The following is a 1,149-nucleotide window of genomic DNA, read 5'->3' on the forward strand; positions in this document are numbered from 1 at the left end:
ACGACGTGATCAACAAGGAAGAGTCGGGCGGCGACGTCACGATCACCGGTACGGTTGGTAAAGACGTCAAACCTGGCGACAAGGTCACTGTGACCGTCGGCGGTAAAGAATACGAAACCACCGTCAATCCGGACGGCAAGACCTGGAGCGTGGACGTTCCTGGTTCCGAACTGGTCAACAACGACAAGGTTGAAGCCAAAGTCACCACGACCGATGACGCCGGCAACACCACGACTGCGACCGACGAGAAGCCTTACGATGTCGACGTTACGCCTCCTGAAGCCGAGATCGCTATTAATGTCATCGCTGAAGATGACGTCATTAACAAGGCCGAGTCCGAATCCGACGTGACCATCTCCGGTACGGTTGGCAAGGACGTCAAGGCCGGCGACACCGTCACTATCACTATCGGTGGTAAAGAGTTCACTACAACGGTTAATGCCGATGGCAAGACGTGGAACGTGAATGTTCCAGGCGTGGACCTGCTGGGTCACGCTAAAGTTGACGCTAAGGTTACGACTGAGGACGAAGCTGGCAACCCCGCTTCCGCCAATGCAGAACGTCCATACGATGTTGATACCGATGCTCCGGAAGCCGCCATCACCATCGACACCATTGCGGGCGACGACGTGATCAACAAGGCTGAGTCCGAGTCCGACGTGACCATCACCGGTACCGTGGGTAAAGACGTTAAGGCTGGCGACACTGTCACTGTGACCGTGAACGGCAAGGATTACACCACCACCGTTAACGCTGACGGCAAGACCTGGAACGTAGACGTTCCTGGTACCGAACTGGCTCAGGACAGCAATGTTCACGCCAAGGTGGAAACGGAAGACGCCGCCGGCAACCCAGCGAGTGCTGAAGCTGACCGTGGCTACGGTGTCGACACTGACCTGCCTGAAGCTTCGATCACGATCGACACCATTGCCGGTGACGACGTAATCAACAAGGCTGAATCGGAAGGGGATGTCACTGTTACCGGTACTGTGGGTAAAGACGTCAAGGCCGGTGACACGGTGACTGTGACCGTGAACGGCAAGGATTACACCACCACCGTTAACGCTGACGGCAAGACCTGGAACGTAGACGTTCCTGGTACCGAACTGGCTCAGGACAGCAATGTTCACGCCAAGGTGGAAACGGAAG

General features: G+C 56.2%; 1 protein-coding gene. It reads left to right on the forward strand.

The window, feature by feature from the left end; genetic code table 11:
• Positions 1-1,149, forward strand: a 1,149-nt coding sequence (locus M2Q46_RS18710) for an Ig-like domain-containing protein (RefSeq protein ID WP_302357876.1), incomplete at both ends; no start/stop codon positions are given.

Origin of the sequence: Alcaligenes sp. YSL9, assembly GCF_030515105.1 — a bacterium.
GTDB lineage: Bacteria > Pseudomonadota > Gammaproteobacteria > Burkholderiales > Burkholderiaceae_B > Alcaligenes > Alcaligenes phenolicus.